The following is a 25,717-nucleotide window of genomic DNA, read 5'->3' on the forward strand; positions in this document are numbered from 1 at the left end:
GGCGCCACGGTCACCAGCGGCATCACCGGCCTCAGTGCCACGGCCGTGACCAGCGGCAGCAACCTGCTGGCGGCGGCGGGCAACGATTATATCGGGGCCAGCCTGGATACGCTGAACGTCACGGGCACGCTGGCCAACACGGTGGGCGGCGCCACGGCGCTGTACATCGCGGCCACGGGCACCCTGGGCACGCTGGCCAATAGTGGCACCGTCACGGGCAACGTCGTGAACCTGTCGGCTAACGACCTGGCGATTATGGGCGGTACGGATGCCGCGCCGGGCGTGTTCACCGGCGGCACCATCGACAACCGCCTGTCCAACCTGCGCTTCACCAGCGGCGCGGTGCGGTTGACGGACGCGGTGAACGTCACCGGGCACAGCGTGATCAACAGCGGGGCGACCCTGCTGGTGACCAGCGCCGTGAACATCACCGGCAGCTACAGCCAGACGGCCGGCAGCCTGGTCATCGGCGCCACGTCGCAGACCAGCTACGGCACCCTGGTGATCAGCGGCGGCGCCAGCCTGACGGGCGGATCGGTGACGCTGCAGGGGGCCGGCGGCAACGCCCTGCAGGCCGGCACCTACACCATCGCTGCGGCAGGCGGCGGCCTCAGCCTCAGTGGCGTCAGCTTCAACGCCACGGGTTACACCGTCAGCTCCGCCACCGTCACGGTGGGCGGCACCACCGACCTGCTGGTGACGGTGGCGGGGACCACCACCAACTACACGGCCGTGGGCGTGGCCCAGGGCGGTGCGGCGGTGGGCTCGGGCGCCGCCCTGGACCAGATCGCCGCGCTGGCCTCCTCGTCCATCTCCAGCAACGCGCAGGTGGCGGCGTTCACGCAGCAGGTACTGGCACCCCTGGCGAAACTGTCGGCGGAGGCCAAGCAGGTGGCCGTGGCGCAGCTGGCCCCCAGCCAGCTGACGCCGCAGCTGACGGCGACGGCGGTCACGCCGACGACGACAGCCATCAGCCAGCATCAGGAAACGGTGGCCAGCCTGATGGACGGATCGGCGAAAGGTGCCGCCGCCGGTTCGGAAGGCCGCGAGGGCGTCATCTGGGGCGAAATCCTGGGCGGCGGCGTCCTGCGCGGCACGACGACGGAGGCGGCGGGCTATCGCGCCAGCAGCAGCGGCCTGGTGCTGGGCGCCGACTGGTTCGCCAGCGACGAGGTCATGGCCGGCCTGGCCTTCAGCTGGGTGAACAGCGCGTCGGTGGGCCAGGGCGTCATGGCGGGCAGCACCACGCGGGTAGGCAGCTATCAGCTGACCGCCTACAGCGTCTGGCGGCCCGATTGGGCGGATCAGCGCCTGTCGATCGAAGGCCAGGTGGGCTGGGGCTACAACCACTATGACCAGCGCCGCATCATCCAGTTCCTGGGGGCCCGCGCCAACGCCAACTATGGCGGAGAGCAGTATCTGGGCAAGGTGACGGTGGGTTACGACCTGCCGATGGCCACCGACTTCACCTTGACGCCGCAGATCAGCGTGCGGGCCGTGCGGCTGACCAACCACGACTACCGGGAACGGGACGCGGGCCCGGCCAACCTGGACATCGATGCCCTGGTGACCAACGCCATCACCCACGAGGTGGGCGTGAAGTTGGACACCCGCATCGATACCGGCATTGGCCGCCTGTTCCCTGACCTGCGGGTGTTCTGGGTGCACGACTACCTGAACGGCCCCATCGCCACCACCGGCGCGCTGGCGGGCGTGACCTTCGCCAGCACCACCGGCCGGCCGCAGGCCGACGGCCTGGGCCTGGCCCTGGGCGCCACGGTGGAGCAGTCGGACGGCTTCAAGCTGCGCCTGGAGTACAATGGCGAGTTCCGTCACGACTACCAGGGCCACTCCGGCGTCTTGCGGGCCAGCTGGGACTTTTAAGAGAAGGGCGTCGGCAACCAAGGCCGGCGCCCTTCTTTTTCAGGAACCGGGTGGTTTCAGGCCACGATGGGCAGGCTGGTGGTCAGCTTGACGCAGCTGAGGGCGAAGCGGGAATTGACGGCCGCCACACCCGGCAGGTGCAGCAGCACCTTTTTCAGGAAATGCTCATAGCTTTCCACGCTGCTGACAATGATGCGCATGAGGTAGTCGCCCTCGCCGCCGGCCATGCAGAAACACTCCACGATCTCCGTCCGGGTGCGCACCACCTGCTCCAGCGCCTCCAGCGTGTCCTCGTCATGTTGTTTCAGCCGCACCTCGGCGAAGACGGTGATGGGCAGGTCCAGAGCCTTGGCATTCAGGAGCAGGGCCCGGCCCAGGATGATGCCGTCCTCCTCCAGCCGCTTCAGGCGGCGCCAGCAGGGGGTGTGCGACAGGCCGACCTTGGCCGCCAGGTCGGCGGTGGAGATGTCGGGATTATCCTGCAAGGCCAGCAGGATACGCCGGTCGATCCGGTCCAACGCAATCGCCATCCTAAAATCCCCCCGTTTTGCGCGCTCTCCATTTCTATTACGGGCTGACTTAAGGCGTATCAGATATTTTTTTTCCAGGTCCCACCCCACATCCTAGAAGGCAACAGGAAGGCACGGGAGGGACCAGGAAACATGTCGCCCCAAGACCCAATCGGCGCGCCGAACCGGCCGCCGTTGCAGCTGCACATACCGGAGCCGCCGGCCCGGCCGGGCCAGGCGCCCCGCTTCGACCATCTGCCCTTTTCCCCCGCCGGGGCCATCCGGCGGCCGGATCCCGGCGTGGCGGAGCCGGAGATGCGCGACCTGCCCTACGGCCTTATCCGCGTGCTGGATGACGAAGGCAACGCGGTTGGCCCCTGGGATCCCGGCCTGGATGCCGAGACGCTGCGTCGCGGCCTCAAGGTCATGGCCCAGACCCGCGCCTTCGACGACCGCATGTTCCGTGCCCAGCGCCAGGGCAAGACCAGCTTCTACATGAAGTCGACGGGGGAGGAGGCCATCGGCGCCGCCCAGTCCATGATGCTGGACCGTGACGACATGTGCTTCCCCACGTACCGGGTGCTGAGCTGGCTGTGGGCGCGGGATTATCCCATGCTCGACCTGGTCAACCAGATCTTCTCCAACGAGGGCGACCCGCTGAAGGGCCGCCAGCTGCCCATCCTGTTTTCCGCCCGCGACTACGGCTTCTATTCGCTGTCGGGCAATCTGGGCACGCGCTTCAGCCAGGCGGTGGGCTGGGCCATGGCTTCGGCCTATCGCGGCGACACCAAGATCGCGCTGGCCTATGTCGGCGACGGCACCACGGCGGAGGGTGACTTCCATGAGGCGCTGACCTTCGCCGCCGTCTACCGCGCCCCGGTCATCCTGTGCGTCACCAACAACCAGTGGGCCATTTCCAGCTACGCCGGCATCGCCGGGGCGGAATCCACCACCTTTGCCGCCAAGGCCATCGCCTACGGCCTGCCCGGCCTGCGGGTGGACGGCAACGACTTCCTGGCGGTGTGGGCCGCCACCGTCTGGGCGGCGGAGCGGGCGCGCACCAACAAGGGCGCCACCCTGATCGAGTTCGTGACCTATCGCGCCGCCGGCCATTCCACCAGCGACGATCCCAGCAAGTATCGCCCGGCGGAGGAGGCGGCGTGCTGGCCCCTGGGCGACCCCATCGAACGGCTGAAGGCCCACCTGATCGCGCGCGGCGAATGGTCGGCCGAGCGCCACACCCAGATGGAGGCGGAACTGGCCGACGGCGTGCGCGCCGCTGTGAAGGAAGGCGAACGCATCGGCACGCTGGGCCAGTCCAAGCCGCCCGTGCGCCAGATGTTCGAAGACGTGTTCAAGGAGCCCGACTGGCGCGTCCTGGAACAGCGCCGTGAACTGGGGGTCTGATCCCATGCCCAAGATGGACATGATCCAGGCGTTGAACTCCGCCCTGGATGTGATGATGACGCGCGATCCCGACGTCCTGGTGTTTGGCGAAGACGTGGGCTATTTCGGCGGCGTCTTCCGCGTGACCGACGGACTGCAGAAGAAGCATGGGCTGAAGCGCTGCTTCGACACGCCCATTTCCGAGGGCGGCATCATCGCCACCGCCATCGGCATGGGCGCCTACGGCCTGCGCCCGGTGGCGGAAATCCAGTTCGCCGACTACATCCTGCCGGCTTTCGACCAGCTGGTGTCGGAGGCCGCCCGCCTGCGCTACCGCTCCGGCGGGGAGTTCTGGGCGCCCATCACCGTGCGCTCCCCCTACGGCGGCGGCATCTTCGGCGGGCAGACCCACAGCCAAAGCCCGGAGGCCATCTTCGCCCACGTGACCGGCCTGAAGACGGTCATCCCCTCCAACCCCTATGACGCCAAGGGCCTGCTGATCGCGTCCATCGAGGATGACGACCCCGTCATTTTCCTGGAGCCCAAGCGCATCTACAATGGCCCCTTCGACGGCCACCACGATCGTGCGTTGAAGACCTGGGCCGAATCCCCGGGCTCCGACGTGCCGGAGGGGCACTACACCGTGCCGCTGGGCAAGGCGGCGGTGGTGAGGGAAGGGCGCGAGGCGACGGTGCTGGCCTATGGCACCATGGTGCACGTGGCCAAGTCGGGCATCGAGGAATCGGGCGTAGATGCCGAGCTGATCGACCTGCGCAGCATCGTGCCGCTGGACATCGACACCATCGTCGCCTCGGTCAAGAAGACCGGCCGCTGCGTCATCCTGCATGAGGCTTCGCGCTTCGGCGGCTTCGGCGGCGAGCTGTCGGCCCTGCTGCAGGAGCGTTGCTTCTATCACCTGAAAAGCCCCATCGGCCGGGTAGCGGGCTGGGACACGCCCTATCCGCATGCTTTCGAGTGGGACTATTTCCCCGGGCCCGCGCGCCTTGCCGCCGCCCTGAAGCGCGTCATGGAGGACTGACCCATGGGCACTTATCTGTTCCGCCTGCCTGACGTGGGCGAAGGCGTGGTCGAGGCCGAGATCGTCAAATGGCGGGTGCAGCCGGGCGACCATGTGCGCGAGGACCAGGATCTGGTCGATGTCATGACCGACAAGGCCACGGTGGAAATGAGTGCCCCCCTGGATGGCGTGGTCACCGCCATCCATGGCGAGGTCGGCCAGATGATGGCCGTGGGCAGCGTGCTGGTGGAACTGGAGGTGGAGGGGGCCGGCAACGCCGACGCCGCCCGCCCGGCACCCAAGGCGGAGGCCAAGCCGGAACCGAAACCGGAACCGGTGAAGGGTGACACTAAGCCGGCGCCCAAGCCGGTGGAGCAGCCCAAGCCGCAGCCGGCCAAGGCGAAGGCGGCGGCCTTCACCACCCGCTTGGCCGAGGATGCGCCCCTGGCCGCCCCGGCCACCCGGCGGCGGGCGCATGAGCTGGGCATCCCGCTGCAGTACGTGCCCGGCACCGGCCCCGGCGGCCGCATCACGCCGGAGGATCTGGACGCCTATATCGCCGGCGGCGGCGCCATCCCCACGGGCGACGCGCGCTATACCGCGCGGGACGGCGTGGATGAGACCAAGATCATCGGCCTGCGCCGCAAGATCGCGGAGAAGATGCAGGATTCCAAGCGCCGCATCCCCCACTTCACCTATGTGGAGGAATGCGACCTGACGGAGCTGGAGGCCCTGCGCCAGGACCTGAACGAGAACAAGCAGCCGGACCAGCCCAAGCTGACCCTGCTGCCTTTCTTCATGCGCGCGGTGGTGCGCATCCTGCCTGAGTTCCCGCATATCAACAGCCGCTATGACGACGATGCCGGGGTGCTGCACACCTATGAGGGCGTGCACATCGGCATCGCCACGCAGACGCCGAACGGCCTGATCGTGCCGGTGGTACGCCATGCCGAGACGCGCGACCTGTGGGATTGCGCCGCCGAGCTGGCGCGGGTGTCCAAGGCCGCGCGCGACGGCAGCGCGTCACGCGATGAGTTGAGCGGGTCCACCATCACCCTGACCAGCCTGGGCCCCCTGGGCGGCATCGCCGCCACGCCGGTGATCAACCATCCCGAGGTCGCCATCATCGGCCCCAACAAGCTGGTGGAGCGGCCGGTGGTCAACGGGTCCTTCATCACCGTGCGCCGGATGATGAACCTGTCGTCCTCCTTCGATCACCGCATCGTCGACGGCTATGACGCCGCCCGTTTCATCCAGCGGCTGAAGCGCCTGCTGGAACACCCCGCCCTTATCTTCATGGACTGACGTCATGGCCGAGACCATCAAGACACCCGTCCTCAATGCTGGCGTGCTTGTTGTCGGCGGCGGGCCCGGCGGCTACGTCGCCGCCATCCGCGCCGGCCAGCTGGGGCTGGATACCGTGCTGGTGGATGCCGACCGCCTGGGCGGAACCTGCCTCATCCGGGGCTGCATCCCGTCCAAGGCGCTGATCCATGCCGCCGGCCTCTATGAGGAAATGACCTTGGCGGCGGCCTCGTCCGGCCGCTTCGGCATCCATCTGGACGCCAAGCCGGAATTGAACTTTGCCGAGACCATGGCCTGGAAGGAGGGCGTGGTCGATCGGCTGAACGGCGGGGTCACCGCGCTGCTGAAGCGGGCGAAGGTGCGCACCCTGGCCGGTAGGGCCGTGTTCAGCGATGCCAAGCGCTGCACCGTGGAGACGACGGACGGCCCCGTCACCGTGGTGGCGGAAAACGTCATCCTGGCCACCGGTTCGCTGCCGGTGGAACTGCCCAACCTGCCGTTCGGCGATAAAGTCATGTCCTCCACCGGCGCCCTGTCGCTGTCGGCGGTGCCCAAGCGGCTGGTCGTGGTGGGTGCCGGCTATATCGGCCTGGAACTGGGCATCGCCTACGCCAAGCTGGGCGCCCAGGTCACGGTGGTGGAGGCGCAGGACCGCATCCTGCCGTTGTACGATGCCCAGCTGACCCAGCCGGTGCGCCGTTGGCTGGAAAAGCACGGTGTCACGGTGCATCTGGGCGCCAAGGCCCTCGGCCAGGAAGGCGAGGGCCCGGCTATAGAGACCCAGGATGGCCAGCGCCAAGTGCTGCCGGCCGACCAAATCCTGGTCACGGTCGGGCGCCGGCCCAATACCGAGGGCTGGGGGCGCGAGGCCATGGGCCTGGCCATGAACGGCCGCTTCATCGCCGTGGACGACCGCTGCGCCACACCGACGACGGGCGTCTACGCCATCGGCGACGTGGTGGGCGAGCCCATGCTGGCGCACAAGGCGTCCGCCCAGGGCGAGATGGTGGCGGAGATCATCGCCGGAAAGCGCCGTCGTTTCGATCCCGTATCGATTGTGGCGGTCTGCTTCACGGAGCCGGAGATCGTGACGGTGGGCTTAGGCCCCGACGAGGTGCCGGCGGGCATCGAGACGGTGGTGGGGCAATTCCCCTGGGCCGCCAACGGCCGCGCCCTGTCCATGGACGCGGGCGACGACGGCGGTTTCGTCCGGGTGGTGGCGCGCAAGGCCGACCACCGCATCCTGGGCCTGCAGGCCGTGGGCCGCCATATCTCCGAACTGGCCGGCGAGTTTGCCACGCTGTTGGAGATGGGCGCCGTGCTGGAGGATGTGGCCGGCATCATCCACGCCCATCCGACGTTAAGCGAGGGCGTACACGAAAGCGCCCTGAAGGCCCTGGGCCACGCTATCCACATCTGATCCCGGCACATTTGGAACCACCATGACCTTCACCATCGAGCGCACCGCCACCCCCACCGACGCCGCTACCCTGGCCCGCATCCTGGAAAACCCCGGCTTCGGCAAGGTATTCACCGACCACATGGTGACGATCCGCTGGACGGAGGGCCAGGGCTGGCATGATGCCAAGGTCACGGCGCGGGTGCCGTTCGCGCTCGATCCGGCGGCGGCCGTGCTGCACTACGCCCAGGAAATCTTCGAGGGCATGAAGGCCTATCGCGCGGCGGACGGTGGCGTGACGCTGTTCCGGCCCGACGCCAATGCCAAGCGCTTTCGGGACTCGGCCGAGCGCATGGCCATGCCGCTGATCCCGGAGGAGCTGTTCCTGGAGGCGGTGGAGCAGCTGGTGCGCATCGACCAGGCCTGGATCCCCGGCGGCGAGGGCGCCAGCCTGTACATCCGGCCCTTCATGTTCGCCAATGAGGCCTTTCTGGGTGTGCGGCCGGCGTCGGAGTACGTCTTCTGTGTCATCGCCTGCCCGGTGGGCGCGTACTTTAAGGGCGGGGCCAAGGCCATCACCATCTGGGCGCCGGAGAACTACACGCGCGCCGCCCCCGGCGGCACCGGTGCGGCCAAGTGCGGTGGCAACTACGCCGCCAGCCTGATCGCCCAGCTGGAGGCCAGCAAGCACGGCTGCGACCAGGTGGTGTTCCTGGACGCGGCGGAGCATCGCTGGATCGAGGAGCTGGGCGGCATGAACGTCTTCTTCGTCCGTGACGACGGCAGTCTGCTGACCCCGCCGCTCAGCGGCACCATCCTGCCCGGCATCACCCGCGACAGCATCATCCAGCTGGCGCGCAGCCTGGGCCACACGGTGGTGGAGCAGCCGTATACCCTGGCGCAGTGGAAGGAGGACGCCGCCACCGGCCGGGTGCGCGAGGCCTTCGCCTGCGGCACCGCCGCCGTGCTGGCGCCCATCGGCACCGTGCGCACGGCCGAGGGCGACTTCGTCATCGGCAATGGTGAGGGCGGGTCGACCACGGCCAGCCTGCGTGAACGCCTGGTCAGCATGCAGCGCGGCAGCCAGGCCCCGTTGGTGGATGGCTGGATCCGCCGCGTTCTCTAAAACCAGTTTGCGACCACTTCTTCAGCTGGCATGATCCCTTGGGGGCTGGCGTTTCCGCCGCCGACAGCATGAAAGGGCAGGGGCGCGCATGGATCGTTTGGTCGTCCGTGGTGGGCGGGTGTTGGCAGGGACGGTCGACATCGCCGGGGCGAAGAACGCGGCCCTGCCGCTGATCGCCGCCAGCCTGGTCAGCGACCAGCCCCTGACCCTGGCCAACCTGCCGGCCATCACCGATGTGGAAACCATGCTGGCCCTGGCGCGCGGCTATGGCGTCCGGGTGGCGGGCGGGCAGGCGCATCAGGTGACCCTGGACGCCGGCGCCGCCGTCAATGCCGAGGCGCATTACGACACGGTGCGGCGCGCCCGGGCTACGGCGCTGGTGCTGGGGCCGCTGCTGGCGCGTTTCGGTGCCGCCCGCGTCTCTTTGCCCGGTGGCTGCGCCATCGGTGCCCGGCCGATCGACCTGCATCTGAAGGCCTTGCGCGCCCTGGGGGCGGAGGTGGAGGTCGATGGCGGTTATGTCACCGCGCAGGCCCCCAAGGGTGGGTTGACCGGCGGCCGCATCGTCCTGGCCATGCCCTCCGTCGGCGCCACGGAGACGGCGCTGATGGCGGCGGTGGCGGCACGGGGAGAGACGGAAATCCTGAACGCCGCGCGGGAGCCGGAGGTGGCCGACCTGGCCGCCTGCCTGGCGGCCATGGGCGCGCGCATCGAGGGGGCGGGCACGGCGCGCATCCTCATCCAAGGCCCCACCGCCTTCCGCCCGGCCACACACAGCCTGATCCCCGACCGTATCGAGGCCGGCACCTATGCCGTGGCCGCCGCCATCACCGGCGGCCGGCTGGAATTGATCGGCGCGCGCCTGGAACATATGGCCGCCCAATGCCAGATCCTTGAGCGGGTGGGGGCCAGCGTCTACCCCACCGACCGGGGGCTGATGGTGGAACGCGCCGGCGTCTTGCGCGCCATCGACATTTCCACCGAACCCTTCCCCGGCTTCCCGACCGATCTTCAGGCCCAGTTCATGGCCCTGATGTCGGTGGCGGAGGGGGCCGCGGTCATCCGCGAGACCATCTTCGAGAACCGCTTCATGCACGTGCCTGAACTGGCGCGGCTGGGCGCCGACCTCACCCTGCGCGGCACCACCGTGCTGGTGCGCGGGGTGCCACGGCTGCGCGGCGCCCCGGTCATGGCGACGGATCTGCGCGCCTCCGTCTGCCTCATCCTGGCGGGCCTGGTGGCGGAGGGGGAGACGGTGGTCAACCGCATCTACCACCTGGATCGCGGCTATGAGGATCTGGCGCGCAAGCTGGTGCGCTGCGGCGCCGACATCGAGCGGGTTCCCGGCTGATGGGCGACGCGCTGTACCTGGGGGTGGATGGCGGGGGCACCGGCTGCCGGGCGCGGTTGGAGGACGCGGCCGGCGCCGTCCTTGGCCAGGGCATCTCCGGCCCCGCCGCCACCCGCTTCGGCGTCGAGGCGTCGTGGCGGGCCATCCAGACGGCGGCGGGGCACGCCCTGAAAGAGGCTGGGTTGGATGAGCGGCACTGGGGCCGTGTCCATGCCGGCGTCGGCGTGGCCGGGATCGGCCGCCCTGGCGCCCGCGCGGGCCTGGAAGCCATGCCGCACCCCTACGGCAGCCTGGCCTTCACCAGCGACGCGATGATCGCCTGCCTGGGCGCCCACGGCGGCCACGATGGCGGCATCGTCATCGTCGGCACCGGGTCCTGCGCCATTGGCCGTGTCGCGGGGCGGGAGGTGCGGTTCGGCGGCTATGGCTTCCCCATCTCCGATGAGGGCAGCGGCGCCTATCTCGGCCTGCGCGCCCTGCGCCACGCCCTGCGCGCCCATGACGGGCGGGAGACGGGCAGCGCCCTGACGCGGGAGCTGATGGCCCGCTTCCACGACGACCCCATGGCGGTGGTGGGCTGGATGGACGCGGCCACCGCCACCGACTATGCCACCTTCGCCCCCCTGGTGGTGCGCCAGGCCGACCAGGGCGACGCCGTGGCCCGCCATGTCGTCCAGAACGCGGCGGAGCATGTGAACGACCTGGTGCGCGCGCTGCTGTCGGCGGGGGCGCCCAGGGTCAGCCTGATCGGCGGCCTGGCCACCGTCCTCTCGGCCTGGCTGGCGCCCGATGTGCGCCGCCGCCTGTCACCCACGCTGGGCGACGCCGTGGCGGGCGCCCTGGCCCTGGCCGGGCGGCCGGTGGGCTGACCTTATCAGTTTCATGATGTCTTTGTGGTATTGATCTGGTATACGTGCGCTGAGCGAAAAGCGGCCGGGGCGGGGTGCCACCTTGGCGCATGGGCGCGCTATTCCATCAATGGCATGGCTTCAAGCTGGTGGAAGCGCCGGCCCCAATCGCGTGCGCCGCTTCCGGCGCCGTGCGATCCAAGTGGTATTGAAGAAAAAGGACTGGAGAAGACGATGCGGGCGAAATGGGCCATCGGCCTGATGACGGGCACGGTGCTGGATGGGATGATCGATATCGCGGCCGTCCGCACTGATGGCGTCGAGGTGCTGGAGTTTGGGCCGTGGACCTTGGCGCCCTATCCGGCGGATGTGCGCGCCCTGCTGGCCGACGCGGTGGCCCGGGCCTTGGCCTGGCAGTTCCAAGGACCGGATCCGGAAATTTTCGCCGAGGCCGAACGGCGACTGTCGCGCGCCCAGGCGGACGCGGTGGCCCGGTTCCTGGCCGACAACGGCATCGCGGCGGATGAGGTGGCCGCCATCGGCTTCCACGGCCAGACGGTGCTGCATCGGGCGCCCGTGCCCGGCCGCGTCGGCGACACCCGCCAATTGGCCGACGGCCAACTGATGGCCGATCAATTGGGCATCGATGTCGTTTATGATTTCCGCACCGCCGATGTGCGTGCCGGCGGCCAGGGGGCGCCCCTCTCGGCCAGTTACCACGTGGCGCTGCTGCGGGGGCTGCCCACCGGCCCGAAGGTGGCGGTCCTGAACCTGGGCGGGGTGGGCAACATCACCTGGTGGGATGGGCGCGATCGGTTCGTGGCCTTCGACACCGGGCCCGCCAACGGCCCCATCAACGACTGGATCAGGCGCCATGGCGCGGGGGAGATGGACCGGGATGGCGCCATGGCCAAGTCTGGCCGCGTGGACGAGCCGCGCTTGGCCCGCCTGTTGGCCCACCCCTACCTGACGGCGCCTTATCCGAAGTCGCTCGACCGCTATGACTTCACCGCCGACATGGCCGCCGGCCTGGGGCTGGCGGATGGTGCCGCGACCCTGACCGCCTTCACCGCCGGCGCGGTCGGGCGGGGGCTGGACCTGCTGCCCGTCCGTCCGGCGCGTCTGATCGTCTGTGGCGGCGGCCGCAAGAACCCCGCCATCATGGCGGCCCTGGCCGAGCGCGCCCGGGTGGAGGTCGTACCGGCCGAGGCGGTCGGCTGGCGCGGCGACGCGGTGGAGGCGGAATGCTTCGCCTATCTCGCCGCCCGTGTCCTGGCCGGCTTGCCCATCAGCTTTCCGCTGACCACCGGCGTGCCCCGGCCCCTGACCGGAGGGCGCGTGGCCCGGCATGCCCGTGGGTAGACCACTCAGGTCCAGTGGGCGGCGCTATCTCCCCAGACCCAGCTAAATTCGCAAGTATATCAACGCCATTTGCGGTTTGTCGGAAAACTGTAAACGACGGTTGACGGTTGATGGTTCTAATTGGTATTAAATAGCCAGGCAGATATCGCAAAGTGGTATCTGACCATCAAAAAACAGGGGGGCTTGGAGCATGCGGAACAAACATTGGCGTGCCGCGCTGGCGGCACCGTTGCTTTTCCTGCCGGCGCTGGCCGGCAACGCCTACGCGCAAACCGCCGCCTCGGCCGGCGCCGAACCGGCGGATTCCGGCCTGGAAGAGATCGTGGTGACGGGCACGCGCATTCCCCGGCCCAGCCTGACGGCGGCCAGCCCGGTGGCCTCGACCTCATCCGAGGACATTCGCCTGCAGCAGGCGCTGACCGTGCAGGATTTCTCGACCAAGCTGCCGCAGCTGGCGGGTGGCGTGCGCGCCTCCTCCCAGGGCAGCGATGCCTTCGGCGCCCAGGTCTTCGACCTGCGCAACTTCGGGCAGAGCCGGTCGCTGGTGCTGATCGATGGCACCCGTGCCACGCCGTTCAGCTTCCGCAATTCCGTCGATGTCGGCAGCATCCCGGTGGCGCTGATCAAGCGGGTGGACGTGCTGACGGGCGGTGCGGCGGCGGTCTACGGCGCCGACGCCGTGGCCGGCGTGGTGAACTTCATCCTGGATCGGGATTTCGAGGGGATCGAGGGCACGGTCACGGACCGCAGCGCCCAGCATGGCGGCTCCGAATATGGTGCCGATCTGACCTTCGGCGGCAACATCAACAACGGGCGCGGCCATGTCGTCGTCGCCTTGAACTACACCAAGCGGGATGAGGTGGATTCCGGGTCGCGCAAATGGGCGCTGACCCCCGCCAGCACCATTCCCAACGTGGGCGGCGTCTTCACCGATGTGGCCAGCGGGCGCAAATTCGGTTTCGACAGCGGCGGCCAGTTCACCACCAGCCCGTCCGCCACCTCGAACATCAGCAGCGAATACCCGCTGATCGAGCCGCTGAACCGCTACAACGCCACCGCGCTTTACCACTATGACCTGTTCGACAATGTCGAACTCTACGGCCGCGCCATGTACACCCGCGCGAAGACGGAGGAGTCGGGCACGCCCGGCCCCAATCCGCCGTCCATCGACCAGGTCGTTTCCATCAGCCAGAACAACCCCTTCCTGACGCCGCAGATCGCCAACCAGCTGACCTTCGTCAACGGCACGGCGCAGATGCGCATCACCCGGTCGCTGGCCGAGCTGGGCCTGATCACCTATCACACCGACCGCGAGACGGAGCAGATCCAGACCGGTTTGCGCGGTGACATCACCAAGAACATCAAATGGGACGCCTATGTGCAGTACGGCCGTTCCACCGAAGATTCGCCCATCACCGGCGACGGCCTGGTCACCAGCGCCGCCGGCGTGAACAACGTCGCCTCGCTGGCCAATACCATCGACTTCTTCGGCCCCAACCAGTCCAGCGTGAAGCAGCTGGGCCTGACCTTCGACGCCTTCCATCGCACCCGCGAGCAGCTGATCGGCTCCGGCGTGTTGAGCGGCACCTCGGCCGACCTGTTCTCCCTGCCGGCGGGCCCGGTGGGCTTCTCGCTGGGCTATGAGTACCGCAACGAGACCGGCAACTACACGCAGGATTCCGCCCTGCTGACGGGCAACACCTTCCGCCAGGGTGTGCAGGCCGCCTACAGCGGCAGCTTCGATGTGAAGGAAATCTACGGCGAATTGCTGGTGCCGGTCTTGAAGGACCTGCCGCTGATCAAGGGCTTCGACGTCGGCGGCGCCTACCGCTACTCCGAATACTCGCTGTGGGGGGCCGACGGCACGCCCAAGGGCGAATTCACCTGGACGGTGGATGACAACATTCGCTTCCGCGGCACCATGCAGCGCGTCATCCGCACGCCGAACTTCAGCGAATACGCGGCCGCCACCTCGTCCCTGCCATTCAACAACCTGGTGACGGTGGCCCGCCTGGCGCCCCGCTACGCCGGCGATCCTTGCGTGCTGGGCACCGGCAACGCCGCCCAGTGCGCCCGCTTCGGCGCGCCGGCGGTGGGTTCGACCAATTCCTTCGCGCCGTCGTACCTTGAGGGCCAGTACTTCTACGGCGGCAACGCCAACATCCAGCCGGAAACCGGCCAGACCAAGACCATCGGGGCGGTCATCACCCCCACCTTCATCCCCCACCTGAACATCACGGTGGACTATTACCAGCTGAACCTGACCGGGGCGATCGGCGTCATCCAGCCGGTCAACGCCCTGACCAGCTGCTACATCACCAACCCGACGGCCAACAACCCGCTGTGCAAGCTGGTGTCGCGCAACCCGGCCAACGGCCACCTGGCGAACGCCTACGTCAACAACCAGAACCTGGGCCTGCTGGATCAGAAGGGTTTCGACATCGGCATGACCTATTTCGTGGAGCCGGACTGGCTGCCTGGTGCAGGCCTGCAGTTCGCCTACCAGGCCAATATCGTCTCCACATACCTGTTCCAGCCCAACGCCGCCGTGGCCACCTTGGAATGCGCCGGCACCTACGGTGCCACCTGTTCCAGCGACGGCACCACGCTGGTGCAGCCGGACTACCGCCACAACGCCAGCGTCAGCTGGCTGTTCGATGACGCCATGGTCCGCCTGGCCTGGACGCGCATCGGCTCGGTGCGCAACAGCGCCCCGGGGCAGAACGGCACCATCGCGGCGCAGAACTACTTCGACCTGACGGGCTCGTACAAGCTGACCAAGGACATCTCGGTGTCCGGCGGCATTCAGAACATCCTGGACAAGGACCCGCCCTTCGTCGCCGGCGGCGTGTTCAACACCTTCCCCGACACCTACAATGTCGAGGGCCGCGTGTTTTCCATCGCGCTGACGTTCCGCCAGTAAGGGGAAGTTGGCGGGCATCGCCATCAGGTGGTGCCCGCCGGCGGCCGCAAATCGAAGGGTCTCCCGCATCGGGGGAAAAGGTTTTGGGGGTGGTATGAGTGGCGCTTTCTCCGGCTTGGACTGGGCGGTCGTGGGCCTGTATTTCCTGGCAGTCGCCGGCGTGGGCTACGCCGTCAACCGGCAGGACAGCGGCGACGCCCGGGATTATTTCCTGGCGTCGGGACAGGTTCCGGCCTGGCTGGCCGCCATCTCGGTCCTGGCCACCACCCAGTCCGCCGCCACCTTCCTGGGCGGCCCCGACTTCGGTTATCGCGGTGATTTCACCTATCTCAGCACTTTCCTCGGCGCCTTCCTGGCGGTGGTGATCGTCGCCCACGTCTTCATCCCCCGCTTCTACGCCAACAACGTCACCACGGTGTATGAGCTGCTGGGCCAGCGCTTCGGGCCATCGGCCATGAAGGCGGCGGGCGGCATGTTCCTGGTGGGCCGCATCATCGCCGGTGGCGCCCGCCTGTATCTGGCGGCCATCGCCGTGGCCATGATCATCTTTGGCACCGTCACGGCGGCCAACGTTTCCGTCGCGTCCGCCTTCCTCATCCTGGCGTCCTTCCTTTTCGCCTTCCACAAGGGGCTGAAGGCCATCGTCTGGATCGACCTGCTGCAGTTCATCGTCTATGTCGGCGCCGCCATCGGCATCACGCTGCTGCTGCTGCACCGCCTGGACATGCCGCTGGGCGACATGATCCAAACCCTGTCGGCGGCCCCGGATGGGGCCCAGGGGGGGCATGACAAGCTGCGCCTGTTCGACCTGACGGCCAGCCTCTCCGCCCCGTTCAGCCTGTGGGCGTCGCTGACCGGCATCGTGCTGCTGTTCATCGGCAACTACGCGCTGGACCAGGACACGACGCAGCGCCTGCTGGCCTGCCGTGACGCGCGCACCAGTGCCAAGGGCCTGTACCTGTCCATCGCCGCCGCCATCCCCATCGTCTGGCTGTTCATCGCCATCGGCAGCCTGCTCTACCTGTTCTATCGCGGGCCCGCGGCGGCCGGCGCCGGCCCCGCCCGCGCCTTCCAGGGTGAGGACATCACCGTCCTCATGCACTTCATCCTGACGGAGGCGCCGGCCGGCATCCGCGGCATGATGGCCATCGGCGTCATCGCCACGGCGGTGGGCACCACCATGTCGGCGCTGAACGCCATGTCGTCGGTGCTGATCCAGGATTTCTACCGCCCCTGGCACGCCGCCCGGCACCAGGTGGGTGAACACCATTACGTCATGGCGGGCCGCTTCGGCATGGCGGCGGTCAGCGCCGCCACCCTGGTCATGGCCATCGGCTCCTACTACTGGCAGCACTACACCCGGGCGCCGCTGCTGGACTTCGTGCTGTCGGTCATGAACTTCGCCTATGCCGGGCTGCTGGGTGTCTACTTCACCGCCCTGTTCACCAACCGGGGCTCCAGCGTCTCGGTCATGGTGGCGCTGGCCGGCGGCTTCCTCGTCGTGCTGGCCCTGCAGCCGGCCGTGGCCCGGGCCCTGTCCCTGCCGGCGGGCCTCCAGAACCTCGCCTTTCCGTGGCAGCTGTGCGTGGGAACGCTGGCCGCCTTCGCCATATGCGCGTGCGGGCGCGCCGTCCGCCAGACGGATGGCGCCGCGCGGCGCGCGCGCCTTCAGGAGATTTGAATGTCCACCGAAACCTACGGCCGACGCTTCGTCGAGATCGCCGAATGGCCGACCAAGGTCGCGCTGGAGGCGATGCTGGAGGGGCAGCTCGCCGCCGTGTCCTCCGTTTACGGTCAGCTGGATCGCATCGCCGCCGCCAGCGAGGCGGCGGCCGAGCGGCTGCGTGACGGTGGGCGCATCGTCTACATGGGTGCCGGCACCTCCGGCCGCATCGCGGTGCAGGACGGCGTGGAACTGACCCCCACCTACAATTGGCCGGCCGACCGTCTGGTGTTCGTGCTGGCGGGCGGCACCTTGGCCGTGACGGAAAGCGTGGAAGGGGCGGAGGATGATGAGGCCGACGCCCGCGCCCAGATCGCCGCGGCGGCCCTGGGCCCCAGCGATGTCGCCATCGGCGTGGCCGCCAGCGGCCGCACGCCCTTCACCGTGGCGGGCATAGCGGCGGCGCGGGCGGCCGGCGCCCTGACCATCGGCATTGCCAACAACCCCGGCAGCATCCTGTTGAACGCCAGCGACCACCCCATCCTGGCGGAGACGGGGGGCGAGCCCATCGCCGGTTCCACCCGCATGAAGGCGGGCACGGCGCAGAAAGTCGTCCTTAATCTTTTATCCACGACAATGATGCTAAGATTAGGACTGGTCTACCGCGGCCTGATGGTGGACATGCGCGTTTCCAACGAAAAGCTGGCGCGCCGTGCCTGCGGTATCGTACAGGAATTGACGGGTGCCTCCGAAGTAGAGGCGGAGGACGCGCTGAAGGTTTCGGACTATAACATCCGCAAGGCCGTCCTTGTCGCTTCGGGCCGCCCCCCTGCGGAGGCCGACGCACTCTTGACGCTGTATCCCAAAGACCTGAAGTCGGCCTTGGCCCACGGCCCCCTTTGACGTTTAATCTCTCCATTTTTGCGATATGTGATCCCGATGCGCGATAAATTGGCCCCCCAGCCCGACGACAGCACCCCGATCTATTTGCAGCTCGCGCGGAAACTGCGGGAACAGATCGCCTCGGGCGGTATCGACCCCGGCAACGCCCTGCCGTCGGAACGCAATCTCAGCGACCTGACCGGCATGTCGCGGGTGACGATCCGCAAGGCCATCGACAAGCTGATTGAGGAAGGGCTGCTGTTCCGCAAGCACGGGTCGGGCACCTTCGTGGCGCCGCGGATAGAGGCCCCGGCCTTCCTCAGCGGCTTCAGCGACGATGCCCGCCGGCGCGGCGACAAGCCCGGCGTCATCTGGATGATGAAGGCCTACGCCAGCCCCACGGAGGATGAGGCGGCCATGCTGGAGATCCCCGTGGTGACCAAGGTGGCGCGGCTGAGCCGCATCCGCCTGTCGGATGGGGAACCGCTGGCCATAGAGCATGCGGTGGTGCCGGCGCGCTTCCTGCCGGCGCTGGAGGAACTGGGCGATTCCCTGTACGAGGCCCTGGGCACCCACGGCTATCGTCCGGTGAAGGGCCAGCAGCGCATCCGCGCCTCGCTCGCCACGCCGACGGAGGCCGGCATCTTCTCCGTCAGGGAGAATGCCGAGGTGCTGCGCATCGAGCGCGTCACCTGCCTGGGGGATGGCACGCCGGTCGAATTCACGCGTTCGGCCTATCGCGGCGACCGCTATGAGTTCATGAGCGACCTGCGCTGCGAATGACGCCCGTCCGCCGGTGTGGCGGCTAAACCGGGGGCGCGGCTGACAGCCGCCAATGCCGCATCACAAGCCATAACGGGCCGGGCGCCCGTCTCTCGCTTACTGATTTCGCCGTGGGACTATCCTCTGCGGAAAAGGGAAGCGATCGATGAATTTCCCCCCGGCGACACGCCGTCATTTCCTGGCCGCCACGGCGGCGGCCGGCGCCCTCGGCGCCCTGCCCGGCGCGGTGCGGGCCGCCACCGGCGACGGGGCCATCCGCCCGTTCACGGTCCAAATCCCGGATGAGGCGCTGGCCGAGATGCGCCGCCGCGTCAACGCCACCATCTGGCCCGAGGCCGAGACCGTGCCCGACGACAGCCAGGGGGTCCGGCTGGCCACCATGCAGTCGCTGCTGCGCACCTGGGGCACGGATTACGATTGGCGCAAGCTTGAGGCCAAGCTGAACGCGCTGCCCATGTTCATGACCGAGATCGACGGGCTGGACATCCATTTCATCCATGTGAAGTCCCGGCACCCCAAGGCCCTGCCCATGATCATGACCCATGGCTGGCCGGGGTCCATCCTGGAATTCCTGAAGGTCATCGACCCGCTGACCAACCCCACGGCTCACGGCGGCAGCGCCGACGACGCCTTTCACCTGGTCATCCCCTCCATTCCCGGCTTCGGCTTTTCGGGCAAACCCTCGGCCAAGGGCTGGGGGTCCGACCATGTCGGCCGCGCCTGGGGCACGTTGATGCGTCGCCTGGGCTATGAGCGTTACGTTTCCCAGGGCGGCGACTGCGGCTCGGTCATTTCGCAGCGCATGGCGCGGCAAGACGTGCCCGGCCTGATGGCCATCCATCTCAACATGCCGGCCACGGTGCCGAAGGAGATCGCGGCCATCCTGAAGGCCGGCGGCCCGGCCCCGGCCACGCTCACGCCCCAGGAGCGGGCGGCCTTCGACGCGCTGGAAACCTTCTACCGCGACAGCTCTGGCTACGCCGACATGATGGTCACGCGGCCGCAGACCATCGGCTATTCCCTGCTGGACAGCCCGGCCGGCCTGGCCGCCTGGATGTACGACAAGTTCGCGACCTGGACCTACAGCGGCGGTCAGCCGGAACGCGTGCTGACGCGGGAGGAGATGCTGGACGACATCTCCCTCTACTGGCTGACCCGCACCGGGGCCTCGGCCGCGCGCATCTATTGGGAAGACCACTCCAACAACTTCAACGCCTTCGACATCAAGACGCTGCCGGTCGCCGTCACCGTCTTCCCCGGTGAGATTTACCGCGCGCCCAAGACCTGGGCGGAACGCTGCTACCACAACCTGGTCTACTTCAGCGAGGCCAGCAACGGCGGCCATTTCGCCTCGTGGGAACAGCCCGAGCTGTTCACGGCCGAGGTGCGTGCCGCCTTCCGCTCACTGCGCTGAGCGGTCCTCTCCCTCCCAAGGAAATGATCATGAAGAAACTCTTCGCCGCCGCCACCACGGTGGCGCTGCTGACGGCCGGCGTCGCCGCCGCCGAAACGGTCGCCAAGCCCCCGAAGCCCACCATCGTCCTAGTGCACGGCGCCTTCGCCGACGCGTCCAGCTGGAACGGTGTCATCCGCATCCTGGAAAAGGACGGCTATCCGGCGGTGGCCGCCGCCAACCCGCTGCGCGGTGTTAAAAGCGATGCCGCCGCCGTGGCCGACGTCGTGGCCAGCATCCCGGGGCCGGTGGTGCTGGTCGGCCATTCCTATGGCGGTTCCGTCATCAGCGAGGCGGCCAACGGCAAGGCCAACGTGCGGTCCCTGGTGTTCGTCGCCGCCTTCGCGCCCGAGGCGGGGGAGACGGCGGCCGGCCTCAGCGGCAAGTTCCCCGGCAGCACGCTGGCCCCCACACTGGCCCCGGCCGTGACCCTGTCGGATGGGGGCAAGGACCTCTACATCCAACAGGAACGCTTCCCCGACCAGTTCGCCGCCGACGTGCCGGCTGCCGAGGCCAAACTGATGGCGGTGACGCAACGCCCCATCGCCCAGGCCGCCTTGGGCGAGGCGTCGGGTGAAGGCGCCTGGCACCATGTTCCGTCCTGGTTCGTCTATGGCGACCAGGACAGGAACATCCCGCCCCAGGCCCTGGCCTTCATGGCCGAGCGGGCGCATTCCCACGGGACGGTGGTGGTCAAGGGCGGCTCCCACGTCGTGATGGTGTCGCATCCCGGCACCGTCGCCGCCCTGATTGAGAAGGCCGCCGCCAGCCCGGCGCCCTGATCGCAGGAAAGGGGGGAAGGTCCATGTACCGCATCGACACAGTCTATATCGGCGGCGCGTTCCAGACGACCCACGGCCGCGAGGAACTGCTGTTGCTCAATCCCACGACCGAGGCGCCGATGGGCGTTCTGGTCCTGGCGGATGAGGAGGATGCCCGGCGGGCGGTGGCCAGCGCCGCCGGGGCCTTCCCCACCTGGTCGCGCAGCGGCCGGCAGGAACGCATCGACCTGCTGAACGCCCTGGCGGAGGCTGTGCGGCGCCGCGCCGACGACCTGACCGAGGCCACCATCCTGGAATATGGCGGTCCCATCGAGCAGGCGCGCTGGCGTGCCGGCCTGGCGGCGAACAATTTCCTGGCCGCCGCCACGCTGCTGGAGGACTATGCCTTCACCCGCCGCATCAATGAGGTGAAGGTGGTGGCCCAGGCGGTGGGCGTGGCTGCGCACATCGTGCCCTGGAACAGCGTCTACAACGCCATCAGCGTGAAAATGGCGGGGGCACTGGCGGCCGGCTGCCCGGTGGTGGTCAAGCCCAGCGAGTACAGCGCCTGGCAGGTCCAGCTGTTCACCGAGTGCCTGCACGCGGCCGGCGCCCCGATCGGGGTCATCAACGTGGTCAACGGCCGGGGCACGACGGCGGGTCATGCCCTGGTCGCCCATCCGGACGTCCGTAAAATCTCCTTCACCGGATCCACGCCGGTCGGCAAGTCCATCCTGCGCACGGCGGCGGAGCGCATGGCCCGCGTGACCTTGGAACTGGGCGGCAAATCCCCGACCATCGTGATGGACGACGCCGACCTGGCCAAGGCGGCGGCGCTGGCCCTGTCCATCGGCTATGCCAACAACGGCCAGGCCTGCATCGCCGGCACCCGTATCCTGGTGCCCCGTGCCCGCGTGGACGCCTTTTGCCAGGCGCTCCGGGGCGCGGTGCGGGACGTTGTGCCCGGTGACCCCCGGATCGCCCGCACCACCCTGGGGCCCCTGGTGAACCACCGCCAGTACGATCGCGTCCAGGCCTATATCCGCAAGGGGCTGGAGGAGGGGGCACGGCTGATCACCGGCGGTCCCGGCCGGCCGGAAGGCATCACGCGCGGCTATTTCGTCCAGCCCACCATCTTCGCCGACGTGACCAACAGCATGACCATCGCGCGGGAGGAAATCTTCGGCCCCGTGCTGTGCGTCATCGCCTATGACGATGATGACCACGCCGTGGCCATCGCCAACGACACGCCTTATGGCCTGCACGCCTACCTCATCGGCCAGGACATGACCAGGGCGCGCGCCATCGCCGACCGTCTGGACGCCGGCCGCGTGGCCATCAACGGCCTGACGCATGAACCGCTGGCCCCCTTCGGCGGCTTCAAGCAGTCCGGCGTCGGTCGGGAATATGGCGTCTTCGGCATCGAGGCGCATCTGGAGCTTAAAGCCGTCAGCGCAAGCCCCTGGCCGGCGGCCGGCTCATAAGGCCTCACGACGCATAACGGGCCTGTCCGGCACCGATCGTTATTCTGAGCCCTGACGAAAACGCAACGCGGGCGGGACGGCACTCCCCCCGCCGGATCAAAGGTGATTGGGTCATGAACCTCACGAACCCCTTCGACAAGATCGACCTGCGGCGGCGTGAGCTGCTGGGGGCCAGCGCCGCGGCGGCCGTGGCCGCCACCTTCGGGGGCATGGCGTCCGCCCGCGCGGCGGCCGCCACGCCCACCGGCAAGCCGGCGGCCGGCGGCGCCGATCCCTTCGCGTCGCTGAAGCGGATCGACGCCGGGCCCCTGACCGTGGGCTATGCCGACATCGGGCCCGCCGATGGCAAGCCGGTGCTGCTGTTCCACGGCTGGCCCTATGACATCCACGCCTATGCGGAGGTGGCACCCAAGCTGGCCGCCGCCGGCTATCGCGTGATCGTGCCCCACCTGCGCGGCTATGGTACGACGCGCCTGCGTGACGCCAACGCGATGCGCAATGGCGAGCAGGCGGCCCTGGCTGTGGACGCCATCGCCTTCATGGACGCGCTGAACATCCGCCAGGCGGTGGTCGCCGGCTTCGACTGGGGCGCGCGTACCGTCAACATCCTGGCCGCGCTGTGGCCGGAGCGCTGCAAGGCCATGGTGTCGGTCAGCGGCTATCTCATCGGCAGCCAGGCGGCCGGCAAGGCCCCGCTGCCGCCGGCGGCGGAGCTGCAGTGGTGGTACCAGTTCTATTTCGCCACCGAGCGCGGCCGGGCCGGCTATGCCGCCAACACCCATGAGTTTTCCAAGCTGATCTGGCGCCTGGCCTCGCCGAAGTGGGGCTTCGACGATGCCACCTTCGATCGCTCGGCGGCGTCCTTCGACAATCCGGACCATGTCGACATCGTCATCCACAACTACCGTTGGCGCCTGGGCCTGGCGGAAGGCGAGGCGCAGTTCGATGAGCTGGAGAAGCGGCTGGCCCAGGCGCCCGCCATCGGCGTCCCCACCATCACCATGGAAGGCGATGCCAACGGCGCCCCGCATCCGGAGCCGGCGGCCTACGCCAAGAAGTTCACCGGCAAGTACGCCCATCGCCTGGTGACCGGCGGCATCGGGCACAACCTGCCGCAGGAGGCGCCCGACGACTTCGTCCGCGCCGTCATCGATGCCGACAAGATGTGAGGGACGCGCCATGCGACTGTTCACAAGCGCGCTGCTGGTGGCTGGCACGCTAGCCGCCACGGCCCTGCCCTTGGCGCCGACGGGGGCGTCGGCCGAAGGGGCGCAGGATGGCGCGCCTTCCGGGGCCGCTTCCCCCCTCTATGGCGTGACCATCCCCGAGGGATATCGCGCCTGGCAGCTGGTGGCGCCGGCGCAGGAGGCGGCGCCCTTGGATGAGCTGCGCGCCATCGTGGGCAACACCACGGCCATCAAGGCCTACCAGGCGGGCACGCTGCCGTTCCCGGACGGCACCGTCCTGGTGAAGCTGGCTTGGAAGCATACCCAGTCGCCGGAATTCGCCACCGCCTCCGTCCCCGGGGCGTCGACCACGGTGCAGATCATGGTCAAGGACAGCAAGCGCTACGCCGCCACCGGCGGCTGGGGCTTCGGCCGCTTCGTCAACGGCAAGCCGGCCGACCAGGCCCAGCATGAGACCTGCTGGGGCTGCCACCAGGCGCTGGTGGCGGACCGGGATTATGTCTTCACCCGGTATGCGCCCTGATGCGGCCGCGTCGCCGTCTTTGAATTTAAGGACATCTCATGACCACGCATAACGCGGCGCCGGTTCTGGACCCCAGCCTGATCGAACGGGTGCGGACGGCGGAGGATGGCTGGAACCTGCGCGATCTCGATGCCGTGGTCCTCAGCCACCGCATAGACTGCCACTGGCGCAGCCGCGCCGACTTCCTGTGGGGGCGGGAGCAGATCCGGACCTTCGTCACCCGCAAATGGCGCCGCGAGATCGAGATGCGGACCATCAAGGAATTATGGGCGTCACATGGCGCCCGCGTCGCCGTCCGCTTCGCCAGCGAGTTCCGCAACGACAGCGGCACCTGGTTCCGCTCCTACGGCAACGAGGCATGGCAGTATGACGAAACCGGCCTGATCTGCCGTCGCCTGACCAGCGTGAACGAGCATCCCATACAGGAACACGAGCGTATGCTGCGCTGGCGCCTGGGTGTCCGCCCCGCCGACCACCCCTCGCTTTCGGAACTGGGACTGTAAGGCTTGGGGTTTTGCCGCCGTCCTAGCTTTCCACCGGCGCGCTCCTTAGCTCTTGCCCCCGCGTCTCGGGCAGCAGGAAGGCGGCCACCACCACCAGGGCATAGGCGGCGGTGGCGTACAGGCCGATGGCGTGGCGGAGCCCCAGGCCCAGGATGCTGCCACCGATCAGCAAGGGCGTGATGCCCGCCATGCCCCGCCCGAAATTATAGCAGAAGCCCAGGCCGGACCCGCGCAGAGCGGTCGGATATAGCTCCGCCAGGATGGCGCCGATGACGCTGAACATGCCCAGCGCGAAGAAGCCCAGCGGGAAGCTCAACAGCAACAGCGCCTGGCCGGACACGGGATAAAGCGTGCAGGCCAGCAGCAGCAGGGTGGCGCCCAGGGCGAAACTGGCCAGCGTCTCCCGCCGGCCTTTGCGGTCGCCCAGCCAGGCGCCGAAGGCGTAGCCCAGGAAGGACCCGGCCACCAGCGCGCCGAAATACAGGCTGGCGGTGGCGGTGGAAAACCCCCGCTCCGCCTTCAGCATGGCCGGCCACCAGGTGGCGATGGCCCAATAGCCGCCGTGCATGCCGGTGGTCAGCAGGCAGCCCTTGAGGGTGGAGGGCAGCACGGGGGCGGCGAAGATGCCGTTCCACGCGGGCCGGGCGCGCGTCAATTGCAGGAAGGCCTCGGTTTCGCTCATGCGCGTGCGGTAGATAAACACCAGAAGGGCCGGCGGCAGCCCGATCATGAAGGGCGCCCGCCACCCCCAGTCCGGCGGCAGCAGCGCGGGGATCAGGGTGGCGCTGGCGGCGGCCAGGCCCCAGCCCACCGGCCAGGCGCTCTGCGCGGCACCCACCATACGGCCCCGGAATTCGGGGGCCGCGGCCTCCGCCACCAGGACGGCGCCCACCGTCCATTCGCTGCCGAAGCACAGCCCCTGGAACGCCCGTGCCGCCAGGAATGACACGTAGCCGTCGACCAGGCCGCAGAAGCAGGTGGAGATGGCCAGGCCCAGGATGGTGATCTTCAGCAACCGGACGCGGCCCAGCCGGTCGGCCAGCATCCCCGCGATCCAACCACCGGCGGCGGAAGAGACCAGGGTGACTGTGGCCAGCAGGCCGGCCTGCGCATGGGTCAAATGCCACAAGGCCACCAGGACGGGCAGCATGAAGGCGTACAGCTGCACGTCCATGGCATCCAGGCTGAACCCCGCGAACGAGGTCCAGAACGCCAGGCGGGAATTGGTTCCCAATTTGCAATACCAGTTCGTTCGCATCGCGGAGACTGACCATGTTCCGGGCCCGCTGTATACGGGGGGCAGGTCCGAATTCCTATGTCTCACAGGGTCTAACGTGCTCTAACTTGCGGGGAAGGGATGAAAGCAC

General features: G+C 68.4%; 21 protein-coding genes. 19 read left to right on the top strand and 2 right to left on the bottom strand.

Annotation, left to right across the window (positions count from 1 at the left end):
- On the top strand, nt 1-1,884 hold a 1,884-nt coding region (locus FBZ88_RS31015), incomplete at its 5' end, for an autotransporter family protein (protein ID WP_246138751.1).
- Between the two features lie 56 nt (nt 1,885-1,940).
- Here FBZ88_RS31015 and FBZ88_RS19495 read toward each other — a convergent pair.
- Complete coding sequence (locus FBZ88_RS19495) at nt 1,941-2,414, bottom strand: Lrp/AsnC family transcriptional regulator (protein ID WP_145618837.1); 474 nt, start codon at nt 2,412-2,414, stop codon at nt 1,941-1,943.
- 132 nt (nt 2,415-2,546) lie between these two features.
- Here FBZ88_RS19495 and FBZ88_RS19500 point away from each other — a divergent pair, with 132 nt between their 5' ends.
- From FBZ88_RS19500 to FBZ88_RS19585, 18 genes are all read left to right on the top strand, one after another.
- A complete protein-coding gene (locus tag FBZ88_RS19500) occupies nt 2,547-3,800 on the top strand; it encodes a thiamine pyrophosphate-dependent enzyme (protein WP_145618838.1) in 1,254 nt (417 codons plus the stop codon).
- A gap of 4 nt (nt 3,801-3,804) precedes the next feature.
- Complete coding sequence (locus FBZ88_RS19505) at nt 3,805-4,818, top strand: alpha-ketoacid dehydrogenase subunit beta (protein ID WP_145618839.1); 1,014 nt, start codon at nt 3,805-3,807, stop codon at nt 4,816-4,818.
- 3 nt (nt 4,819-4,821) lie between these two features.
- The gene (locus FBZ88_RS19510; protein ID WP_145618840.1) at nt 4,822-6,102 is read left to right on the top strand and encodes a dihydrolipoamide acetyltransferase family protein; all 1,281 of its coding nucleotides are present in this window, start codon (nt 4,822-4,824) and stop codon (nt 6,100-6,102) included.
- A gap of 4 nt (nt 6,103-6,106) precedes the next feature.
- Nucleotides 6,107-7,522: a dihydrolipoyl dehydrogenase gene (gene lpdA / locus FBZ88_RS19515; protein WP_145618841.1), complete on the top strand. Its 1,416-nt coding sequence runs from the start codon at nt 6,107-6,109 to the stop codon at nt 7,520-7,522.
- Between the two features lie 22 nt (nt 7,523-7,544).
- Nucleotides 7,545-8,627 (top strand): branched-chain amino acid aminotransferase, encoded by a 1,083-nt coding sequence (locus FBZ88_RS19520; RefSeq protein WP_145618842.1) that lies wholly within the window; start codon nt 7,545-7,547, stop codon nt 8,625-8,627.
- An 88-nt stretch (nt 8,628-8,715) separates the two neighbouring features.
- Nucleotides 8,716-9,978: a UDP-N-acetylglucosamine 1-carboxyvinyltransferase gene (murA, locus tag FBZ88_RS19525; protein ID WP_145618843.1), complete on the top strand. Its 1,263-nt coding sequence runs from the start codon at nt 8,716-8,718 to the stop codon at nt 9,976-9,978.
- Nucleotides 9,978-10,847: a glucosamine kinase nucleotide-binding domain-containing protein gene (locus tag FBZ88_RS19530; protein WP_145618844.1), complete on the top strand. Its 870-nt coding sequence runs from the start codon at nt 9,978-9,980 to the stop codon at nt 10,845-10,847. The genes murA and FBZ88_RS19530 overlap by 1 nt, the downstream gene beginning before the upstream one ends.
- 213 nt (nt 10,848-11,060) lie before the next feature.
- Nucleotides 11,061-12,188: an anhydro-N-acetylmuramic acid kinase gene (locus FBZ88_RS19535; RefSeq protein WP_145618845.1), complete on the top strand. Its 1,128-nt coding sequence runs from the start codon at nt 11,061-11,063 to the stop codon at nt 12,186-12,188.
- A 190-nt stretch (nt 12,189-12,378) separates the two neighbouring features.
- Nucleotides 12,379-15,111 carry a TonB-dependent receptor plug domain-containing protein gene (locus FBZ88_RS19540; protein WP_145618846.1) on the top strand — a complete coding sequence of 911 codons (2,733 nt, stop codon included), beginning with the start codon at nt 12,379-12,381 and terminating at the stop codon, nt 15,109-15,111.
- A gap of 94 nt (nt 15,112-15,205) precedes the next feature.
- Complete coding sequence (locus tag FBZ88_RS19545; protein ID WP_145618847.1) at nt 15,206-16,792, top strand: sodium:solute symporter family transporter; 1,587 nt, start codon at nt 15,206-15,208, stop codon at nt 16,790-16,792.
- Nucleotides 16,793-17,677, top strand: a complete 885-nt coding sequence (locus tag FBZ88_RS19550; protein ID WP_145618848.1) for an N-acetylmuramic acid 6-phosphate etherase — start codon at nt 16,793-16,795, stop codon at nt 17,675-17,677.
- A 36-nt stretch (nt 17,678-17,713) separates the two neighbouring features.
- Nucleotides 17,714-18,439 (top strand): GntR family transcriptional regulator, encoded by a 726-nt coding sequence (locus FBZ88_RS31395; RefSeq protein WP_145618849.1) that lies wholly within the window; start codon nt 17,714-17,716, stop codon nt 18,437-18,439.
- Between the two features lie 145 nt (nt 18,440-18,584).
- On the top strand, nt 18,585-19,853 hold the full coding sequence (locus FBZ88_RS19560; RefSeq protein ID WP_145618850.1) for an epoxide hydrolase family protein: 1,269 nt from the start codon (nt 18,585-18,587) through the stop codon (nt 19,851-19,853).
- Nucleotides 19,854-19,882: 29 nt separating this feature from the next.
- The gene (locus FBZ88_RS19565) at nt 19,883-20,674 is read left to right on the top strand and encodes an alpha/beta fold hydrolase (RefSeq protein WP_145618851.1); all 792 of its coding nucleotides are present in this window, start codon (nt 19,883-19,885) and stop codon (nt 20,672-20,674) included.
- A 23-nt stretch (nt 20,675-20,697) separates the two neighbouring features.
- Nucleotides 20,698-22,137, top strand: a complete 1,440-nt coding sequence (locus FBZ88_RS19570; protein ID WP_145618852.1) for an aldehyde dehydrogenase family protein — start codon at nt 20,698-20,700, stop codon at nt 22,135-22,137.
- A 113-nt stretch (nt 22,138-22,250) separates the two neighbouring features.
- Nucleotides 22,251-23,306: an alpha/beta fold hydrolase gene (locus FBZ88_RS19575; RefSeq protein ID WP_145618853.1), complete on the top strand. Its 1,056-nt coding sequence runs from the start codon at nt 22,251-22,253 to the stop codon at nt 23,304-23,306.
- 10 nt (nt 23,307-23,316) lie between these two features.
- Entirely contained in the window at nt 23,317-23,847 is a 531-nt protein-coding gene (locus tag FBZ88_RS19580) for a cytochrome P460 family protein (protein WP_145618854.1), read from the top strand.
- Between the two features lie 38 nt (nt 23,848-23,885).
- Entirely contained in the window at nt 23,886-24,350 is a 465-nt protein-coding gene (locus FBZ88_RS19585) for a nuclear transport factor 2 family protein (protein WP_145618855.1), read from the top strand.
- Nucleotides 24,351-24,372: 22 nt separating this feature from the next.
- Here FBZ88_RS19585 and FBZ88_RS19590 read toward each other — a convergent pair whose 3' ends face one another.
- Nucleotides 24,373-25,584 carry an MFS transporter gene (locus FBZ88_RS19590; RefSeq protein WP_211102724.1) on the bottom strand — a complete coding sequence of 404 codons (1,212 nt, stop codon included), beginning with the start codon at nt 25,582-25,584 and terminating at the stop codon, nt 24,373-24,375.
- Nucleotides 25,585-25,717: the final 133 nt, after the last annotated feature.

The sequence above is a fragment of the Nitrospirillum bahiense genome, assembly GCF_007828025.1.
In the GTDB taxonomy this organism is placed as follows: domain Bacteria; phylum Pseudomonadota; class Alphaproteobacteria; order Azospirillales; family Azospirillaceae; genus Nitrospirillum; species Nitrospirillum amazonense.

Coding starts and splice junctions, on each gene's coding strand:
- FBZ88_RS19495 (WP_145618837.1), bottom strand. CDS start 2,414: ATGGCGATTGCGTTGGACCGGATCGACCGGCGTATCCTGCTGGCCTTG.
- FBZ88_RS19500 (WP_145618838.1), top strand. CDS start 2,547: ATGTCGCCCCAAGACCCAATCGGCGCGCCGAACCGGCCGCCGTTGCAG.
- FBZ88_RS19505 (WP_145618839.1), top strand. CDS start 3,805: ATGCCCAAGATGGACATGATCCAGGCGTTGAACTCCGCCCTGGATGTG.
- FBZ88_RS19510 (WP_145618840.1), top strand. CDS start 4,822: ATGGGCACTTATCTGTTCCGCCTGCCTGACGTGGGCGAAGGCGTGGTC.
- lpdA (WP_145618841.1), top strand. CDS start 6,107: ATGGCCGAGACCATCAAGACACCCGTCCTCAATGCTGGCGTGCTTGTT.
- FBZ88_RS19520 (WP_145618842.1), top strand. CDS start 7,545: ATGACCTTCACCATCGAGCGCACCGCCACCCCCACCGACGCCGCTACC.
- murA (WP_145618843.1), top strand. CDS start 8,716: ATGGATCGTTTGGTCGTCCGTGGTGGGCGGGTGTTGGCAGGGACGGTC.
- FBZ88_RS19530 (WP_145618844.1), top strand. CDS start 9,978: ATGGGCGACGCGCTGTACCTGGGGGTGGATGGCGGGGGCACCGGCTGC.
- FBZ88_RS19535 (WP_145618845.1), top strand. CDS start 11,061: ATGCGGGCGAAATGGGCCATCGGCCTGATGACGGGCACGGTGCTGGAT.
- FBZ88_RS19540 (WP_145618846.1), top strand. CDS start 12,379: ATGCGGAACAAACATTGGCGTGCCGCGCTGGCGGCACCGTTGCTTTTC.
- FBZ88_RS19545 (WP_145618847.1), top strand. CDS start 15,206: ATGAGTGGCGCTTTCTCCGGCTTGGACTGGGCGGTCGTGGGCCTGTAT.
- FBZ88_RS19550 (WP_145618848.1), top strand. CDS start 16,793: ATGTCCACCGAAACCTACGGCCGACGCTTCGTCGAGATCGCCGAATGG.
- FBZ88_RS31395 (WP_145618849.1), top strand. CDS start 17,714: ATGCGCGATAAATTGGCCCCCCAGCCCGACGACAGCACCCCGATCTAT.
- FBZ88_RS19560 (WP_145618850.1), top strand. CDS start 18,585: ATGAATTTCCCCCCGGCGACACGCCGTCATTTCCTGGCCGCCACGGCG.
- FBZ88_RS19565 (WP_145618851.1), top strand. CDS start 19,883: ATGAAGAAACTCTTCGCCGCCGCCACCACGGTGGCGCTGCTGACGGCC.
- FBZ88_RS19570 (WP_145618852.1), top strand. CDS start 20,698: ATGTACCGCATCGACACAGTCTATATCGGCGGCGCGTTCCAGACGACC.
- FBZ88_RS19575 (WP_145618853.1), top strand. CDS start 22,251: ATGAACCTCACGAACCCCTTCGACAAGATCGACCTGCGGCGGCGTGAG.
- FBZ88_RS19580 (WP_145618854.1), top strand. CDS start 23,317: ATGCGACTGTTCACAAGCGCGCTGCTGGTGGCTGGCACGCTAGCCGCC.
- FBZ88_RS19585 (WP_145618855.1), top strand. CDS start 23,886: ATGACCACGCATAACGCGGCGCCGGTTCTGGACCCCAGCCTGATCGAA.